The following is a 6,850-nucleotide window of genomic DNA, read 5'->3' as shown; positions in this document are numbered from 1 at the left end:
TCCTTGAGCACCTGCTTGAGATTGGTGCCGCCGCGCTTCAGCCGGTCTTTGAGCTCGGCTCGCGCTCGACGTGCGGCGGCAGCCTTCTCCAACGCTGCCGCGCGCTGCTCGTCGGTCAACTGGGGAAGGGCCACGATTCCTCCGTATCAATCCATCAACAGCTATCGATCTTTGTTTGTCCTGGCTAGGTAGTCCAGCCAGCGGTGACGACCGTACCCACGCCTTCAGACGAAATCTAACCCGCCCCCCTGGTAGAAGCTACAAAATCGCAGCTTGTGGCTCTGAGAAGGTTCCACCCGGGAGGCCCCGGCCGGTGACCGTCAACGCTGTTTTTGCTGCCGTCAATCGGCCGGTTTCGCGGCTGCGAGGCATGCCCTACCTGGGCTTTTATCGAGTGCACCGCTCTCGAGCGGAAGGCGTGAGAACCGTGCTCCGACCGCCTCGGGAACGCCCAAAAACCCGAATCTGCGCCGGTTAGGAATATCGCGGCGTGTCGCGCGTGTCGCCGCGAACAGCGCATCCGGCCCGACAGTGAACGATCTCGTGTCGTAGCTCGCCAATCGCGGTCGTGAACGGCTCAGCCGGCCAGATACGCGACCGCGTCGCGCATCCGTTCGCCGGCTTTGCGCACCGCTGCAACGTCCGGTCCGGCCCGTAGGACGTCGCGCGACACCGCGGGCAGCAGTTGCCCCGGAACGGCCCCACCCAGGCCGCTCAGGGTGTCGGGCCGACCACCCTGGAAGCCGACGCCGGGTACCAGGACCGGCCCGCCGAGCTTGCTGACGTCGGGCACCTCGGTCAGGGTCGCGCCGACCACGACGCCCACCGAACCGGCGCCGGGGCCCATCGCATGGTTGGCCGCTGCGGCCTGGTCGACGATCAACTGGGCCACCGTGCAGCCGCCTGTCTCCGCGCGTTGCACCGTCGCACCCTCCGGGTTGGACGTGGCCGCCACCACGAACACTCCGCGACCGTGCGCCGCGGCAGTGTCCAGCAGCGGCTGCAGCGAGCCGAAACCCAGGTACGGCGAGGCGGTTACGGCGTCGGCGGCCAGCGGTGAGTCCCCCGCCCAGGCCACCGCATAGGCCGCCATCGTCGAGCCGATGTCCCCGCGCTTGGCGTCGGCCAGCACCAGCACGCCGGCATCGCGCAACGCGGCCATCGTCCGCTCCAGCACCGCATACCCTGCGGCGCCGTAGCTTTCGAAAAACGCGACCTGAGGTTTGACGACGGCGAAGTCGGCGTAGGCCGCCACGCAGATCTCGCAGAACGCCGCCAGGCCGCCCGCGCTGACCGGCAGGTCCCATGCCCGCAAGAGTTCGGGATGCGGGTCGATGCCCAGACACAGCGGCCCGCGGCGGGATATCGCGTCGGCCAGCCGGGCGCCGAACCCGGGCGTCACGATTCGCCGCCGTTGTTCAGTGCGCTGTGCAGCTCTTGCAGCGAGCGGACACCGATGTCGCCGCGGATTCCGGCTTCGATGCCCTGGACGGCGGCCGAGGCGCCCTGGACCGTCGTGACGCAGGGAATGTTTACCCCGACTGCGGCCGAGCGGATCTCGTAGCCGTCGATGCGTGGTCCGGAGTTTCCATAGGGCGTGTTGAACACCATGTCGACCTCGCCGGCGCGGATCGCATCGACCGCCGACATCGGCGGACGACCCGGCTGCGCTTCTTCGAAGTGCTTGCGAACCTCATCGCACGGAATACCGTTGCGGCGCAGCATCTCTGCGGTGCCTTCGGTGGCCAGCACCCGGAAGCCGAGATCAGCCAACCGCTTCACCGGAAACACAAGTGATCGCTTGTCCCGGTTGGCGACCGACACGAAAACCGTCCCGGAGGCCGGCAGCGATCCGTAGGCCGCGGTCTGGCTTTTGGCGAACGCGCTGCCGAAGTCGCGGTCGATGCCCATCACCTCACCGGTCGATTTCATCTCCGGGCCCAGCAAGGAGTCCACACCCGAACCGTCGGCGCGCCGGAACCGATGGAACGGCAGCACCGCTTCCTTGACGGCGATCGGCGCGTTCGGCGCGGCATTGCCACCATCGCCGGTAGCCGCCAGCAGTCCTTCGTCACGAAGCTGAGAGATCTTGGCGCCCAGCATGATCCGGGCGCAGGCCTTAGCCAGCGGTATGGCGGTGGCCTTGGAGACGAACGGCACGGTGCGACTGGCGCGCGGGTTGGCCTCCAGCACATAGAGGACGTCGTCCTTCAACGCGTACTGCACATTGAGCAGCCCGATCACGCCGATGCCGTGCGCGATCGCCTCGGTCGCTGTGCGCACCTTCTCGATGTCGCTGCGGCCCAGGGTCACCGGAGGCAGCGCGCACGCCGAGTCCCCCGAGTGAATCCCGGCCTCTTCGATGTGCTCCATGATGCCGCCGATGTAGACCTCGTCGCCGTCGCAGAGTGCATCGACGTCGATCTCGATCGCGTCCTCCAGGAAGCGGTCCACCAGCACCGGGTGTTCGGGCGACAGCTCGGTGGCACGGGCGATGTAGCCCTGCAGCGTTTCGTCGTCGTAGACGATCTCCATACCGCGCCCGCCGAGCACGTAGGACGGCCGAACCAGGACCGGATAGCCGATGTCGGCGGCGATCCGCCGGGCCTGCGCAAAGGTCGTCGCCATGCCGTAGCGGGGAGCCGGCAGGCCCGCCGCCGACAGTAGGTCACCGAACGCGCCGCGGTCCTCGGCCAGATCGATCGCTTCCGGCGGGGTGCCGACGATCGGAACACCTGCGTCGGCGAGCCGCTGCGCCAGCCCCAGCGGGGTTTGGCCGCCGAGCTGCACGATGACGCCCACCACGCCCGGCCCGCCGTCACCGGATCGCTCCTCGGCGTGGAAGACTTCCAGGACGTCCTCGAACGTCAGCGGCTCGAAGTAGAGCCGGTCGGCAGTGTCGTAGTCGGTGGACACCGTCTCGGGGTTGCAGTTGACCATGACGGTCTCAAAACCCGCCTGCGACAGCGTCGTTGCGGCGTGTACGCAGCTGTAGTCGAATTCGATGCCCTGCCCGATCCGGTTGGGACCCGAACCCAGGATCAGCACCTTGGGCCGTTCGGTCTGCGGGGCCACCTCACTCTCCGCGGCGGGGTCGAGCTCATAGCTGCTGTAGTGGTACGGCGTTTTGGCCTCGAACTCCGCGGCACAGGTGTCCACGGTCTTGTAGACGGGGTGGATGCCGAGCCGTCGCCGCAGCGATCGCACGCCGTCTTCACCGGCCAATTCTGGTCGCAGCGCCGCGATTTGGCGGTCAGACAACCCGCTGTGCTTACACCTGCGCAGCAGGTCGGCGTCGAGCACGGCGGCGTCGCTGACTTCCTGGCGTAGCACCAGCAGCTCGGCGACCTGCGCGACGAACCACGGGTCGATGCCGGAGGCCTCGGCAACCCGGTCCACCGATGCGCCCAGGCGCAGCGCCAGTTCGACATCGTACAGCCGGCCTTCGGTGGGTGTCCGCAGCCGCTCCAGCGCATCGTCGGCGGTGCCCTCGGTGTCAGGCTGGGTCCAGAAGCCGGCCCGGCTGGTCTCCAGCGATCGCATCACCTTGCCGAGCGCCTCGACGAAGTTGCGGCCCAACGACATTGCCTCACCGACGGATTTCATGGTGGTGGTCAGCGTGGGGTCGGCGCCGGGGAATTTCTCGAACGCGAACCGCGGCGCCTTGACCACCACGTAATCCAGGGTGGGTTCGAAGCAGGCCGGGGTTTCCTTGGTGATGTCGTTGAGGATCTCGTCGAGGGTGTAGCCGACGGCGAGTTTCGCCGCGATCTTGGCGATCGGGAAGCCAGTGGCCTTGGAGGCCAACGCACTTGACCGCGACACCCGCGGGTTCATCTCGATGACGATCAGCCGGCCGTCGCGCGGGTCGACCGCGAACTGAATGTTGCAGCCGCCGGTGTCGACGCCGACCTCGCGCAAGATGGCGATGCCCAGATCTCGCATCCGCTGGTACTCCCGGTCGGTCAGCGTCATCGCCGGCGCAACGGTCACCGAGTCGCCGGTGTGCACGCCCATCGGGTCGACGTTTTCGATCGAGCACACCACCACGACGTTGTCCTTGCCGTCGCGCATCAGCTCGAGCTCGAATTCCTTCCAGCCGTAGATTGATTCCTCGATCAGCACGTTGGCACTCGGGGATGCGGCCAGCCCCGCGCCGGCCATCCGGTCGACCTCTTCGGCGGTGTGCGCCAGGCCCGAGCCCAGACCGCCCATGGTGAACGACGGGCGCACCACCACCGGCAGGCCGAGCTCACCGACGGTCTCGCGGACTTCGTCCATGGTGAAACACACCCGGCTGCGGGCTGATTCGCCGCCGACCTTGGCGACGATGTCCTTGAACATCTGCCGATCCTCGCCGCGCTGGATGGCGTCGAAGTCGGCGCCGATCAGCTCGACGCCGTGGCGTTCCAGTGCGCCGTTCTCGTACAGCGCGACGGCGGTGTTCAGTGCGGTCTGACCGCCCAGGGTGGCCAGCAGCGCGTCGATCTTGTGGCCCCGCTCCGCCTGCTGAGCAATGACCTTTTCGACAAAGGCGGCGGTGATGGGTTCGACGTAGGTGTGGTCGGCGTATTCAGGGTCGGTCATGATGGTGGCCGGGTTGGAGTTGACCAGGCTGACCTCGAGGCCTTCGGCACGCAGCACGCGGCAGGCCTGGGTGCCCGAGTAGTCGAACTCGCAGGCCTGTCCGATGACGATCGGCCCGGAGCCGATCACCAGAACGTGCTTGAGGTCGGTCCGTCGTGGCATTACCCGCTCTCCCCCGTCATCAGGTCGACGAATTGGTCGAACAAGTACTCCGCGTCGTGCGGTCCAGCCGCGGCCTCCGGGTGGTACTGCACCGAAAACGCAGGCCCGTCAACGAGTTTGACGCCTTCGACGACACCATCGTTGGCGCAGGTGTGACTGACCTGCGCCGCCCCGAACGGCGTGTCGAAACGCTGACCGGCCTCACCCTCCAGCGCGAAGCCGTGGTTCTGCGCGGTGACCGCGACCCGTCCCGTCGCGTGGTCCATCACCGGGATGTTGATGCCCCGGTGGCCGAACACCATCTTGTAGGTGGACAGGCCCAACGCGCGCCCCAGAATCTGGTTGCCGAAACAGATGCCGAACAACGGGATACCGGCGCTCAGGACTTCGCGGGTCACCTCGACGATGTGGTCGGCGGTAGCCGGGTCGCCGGGCCCGTTGGACAGGAACACTCCGTCGGGCTTCACTTCGGCAATCTGCTCGAAGGTCACCGACGACGGCAGCACGCGGGTCCGCACTCCACGCCGCGCGAAATTGCGCGGGGTGTTGGTCTTGATCCCCAGATCAATCGCAGCCACCGTAAACCGGTGCGACCCTTCGGGTTCCACGACGTAGGTGTCGGGCGTGCTGACCTGCCCGGCCAAGTCGGCCCCCAGCATCGGTTGTTGGCCACGCACCCGTTCGGCCAGTTCCTCGGGCGACGCGAGCGATTCACCGGAGAAGACGCCGGCCTTCATCGAGCCACGGCTGCGCAGATGTCGCACCAACGCCCGGGTGTCGATGTTGGCGATGCCGACGATGTGCTGGCGGACCAGTTCGTCTTCCAGCGTCCCGGTGGCTCGCCAGTTCGAGACCCGCGGCGAGGGATCGCGTACCGCGTAACCGGCGACCCAGATCTTGTCGCCGCGACTTTCACCGTCCTCGCCGTTCCAGCCGGTGTTACCGATCTGCGGTGCGGTCGCCACCACGATCTGCCGGTGATAGCTGGGGTCGGTCAGCGTCTCTTGGTATCCGGACATGCCGGTGGAAAAGACTGCCTCGCCGAGTGTTTGGCCGATCGCGCCGAACGCGGTGCCGGTGAATGTCCGGCCGTCGTCGAGAACCAGCATCGCCTTCACAGCGCGACTCCTTCCGGCCAGCTCTGCAGCCACCCCTTGTATTCGTCGCGGTTGTCGGCGCGAAACCCGGTGTCGATCTTGACCCCTGAGGGCAGCCGCCACCGAATCGCCAGAATTCCGTCGCGGGCGGCGACCTTTCCGGCGATCACATGCTCGGTCCGGAGCCCGGAGATCGACTCGTTTGGGATCCAGATCGGCTGCGCGCGAATGCGCTCCACCAGGATGCCTTCGGGATGACGAGTCAGCACCGCCTTGCTGCGGTAGCCCAGGTCGCCGGCGGTGATCCGCTGGCTCCAGGCCGGAGCCATGGTGCAGCCGACGTAGATGCCGGGGGTGGTGATGGCCGCTGGGCCGACCTGGCTCGGGATCTCGGGCAGCGTGCCGATCAACTCGGCCTGGCGCTCTGCGCGTTTCCGCCAACCGCGCATCATCAGCTGAATGATGAACGCGATGATGAGGGCCAGCACCGCGGCCATGATCAGCGACGCGACCAGCGTTCCCGAGTTCACGCCGGACTCTTTCCGTCGCGCGCGGTGACCTTGCCGCGCAGCAGGGTTGCCGTCACGGTGGCAGGCAATGTCATGGTTTCGTAGGGGGTATTGGCCGACCGGCTGGCCATGTCAGCGCCGGACACCGTCCAGGTGGCGTCCGGGTCCACGACGGTCAAGTTGGCGGGCTCGCCGACTTCCAGCGGCCGCCCGTGGTCGGGCAGGCAGGCGATGCGGGCCGGGTTCTCACTCATCACCCGCGCGACACCGCGCCAGGTCAGCAGACCGGGAATGACCATCGCCTGCACCACCGCCGACAGGGCGGTCTGCAGACCGAGCATCCCCGGCAGCGCAGCGGCGAACTCGACGCACTTCTCGTGTTCGGCATGCGGTGCGTGATCGGTGGCCACGCAGTCGATCACCCCGTCGGCCAGCGCCTGGCGCAGCGCCACCGCGTCGGACGTTTCACGCAGCGGCGGGTTGACCCGGTTCACG

Annotated in this window: 5 protein-coding genes and 1 pseudogene; all 6 read right to left on the bottom strand. The window is 67.3% G+C overall.

Annotation, left to right across the window (positions count from 1 at the left end):
- Nucleotides 1–134 (bottom strand): annotated as a pseudogene (gene mihF, locus VN856_RS17125) (integration host factor MihF); the annotation flags it as partial.
- A gap of 443 nt (nt 135–577) precedes the next feature.
- Entirely contained in the window at nt 578–1,402 is an 825-nt protein-coding gene (gene pyrF, locus VN856_RS17120; RefSeq protein ID WP_325691099.1) for an orotidine-5'-phosphate decarboxylase, read from the bottom strand.
- The gene (carB, locus tag VN856_RS17115; RefSeq protein ID WP_325691097.1) at nt 1,399–4,749 is read right to left on the bottom strand and encodes a carbamoyl-phosphate synthase large subunit; all 3,351 of its coding nucleotides are present in this window, start codon (nt 4,747–4,749) and stop codon (nt 1,399–1,401) included. Before carB ends, pyrF begins: the two co-directional genes overlap by 4 nt.
- A complete protein-coding gene (gene carA, locus VN856_RS17110) occupies nt 4,749–5,858 on the bottom strand; it encodes a glutamine-hydrolyzing carbamoyl-phosphate synthase small subunit (RefSeq protein WP_325691101.1) in 1,110 nt (369 codons plus the stop codon). The genes carB and carA overlap by 1 nt, the downstream gene beginning before the upstream one ends.
- 5 nt (nt 5,859–5,863) lie before the next feature.
- Nucleotides 5,864–6,376, bottom strand: a complete 513-nt coding sequence (locus VN856_RS17105; protein ID WP_325691095.1) for a transporter — start codon at nt 6,374–6,376, stop codon at nt 5,864–5,866.
- Nucleotides 6,373–6,850 (bottom strand): amidohydrolase family protein (locus VN856_RS17100; protein ID WP_325691093.1); only part of this gene is annotated, 478 nt, incomplete at its 5' end. The genes VN856_RS17100 and VN856_RS17105, both read right to left, overlap by 4 nt.

This window comes from Mycobacterium sp. (assembly GCF_035603715.1).
Lineage (GTDB): Bacteria > Actinomycetota > Actinomycetes > Mycobacteriales > Mycobacteriaceae > Mycobacterium.
Note: the sequence above shows the minus strand (reverse complement) of the source record. Positions and strands in the feature narration are given on the sequence as shown.

Bases quoted from the DNA above. Each gene is read 5' to 3' on its own strand.
- carB (WP_325691097.1), bottom strand. From the start codon at position 4,749: ATGCCACGACGGACCGACCTCAAGCACGTTCTGGTGATCGGCTCCGGG.
- carA (WP_325691101.1), bottom strand. From the start codon at position 5,858: ATGCTGGTTCTCGACGACGGCCGGACATTCACCGGCACCGCGTTCGGC.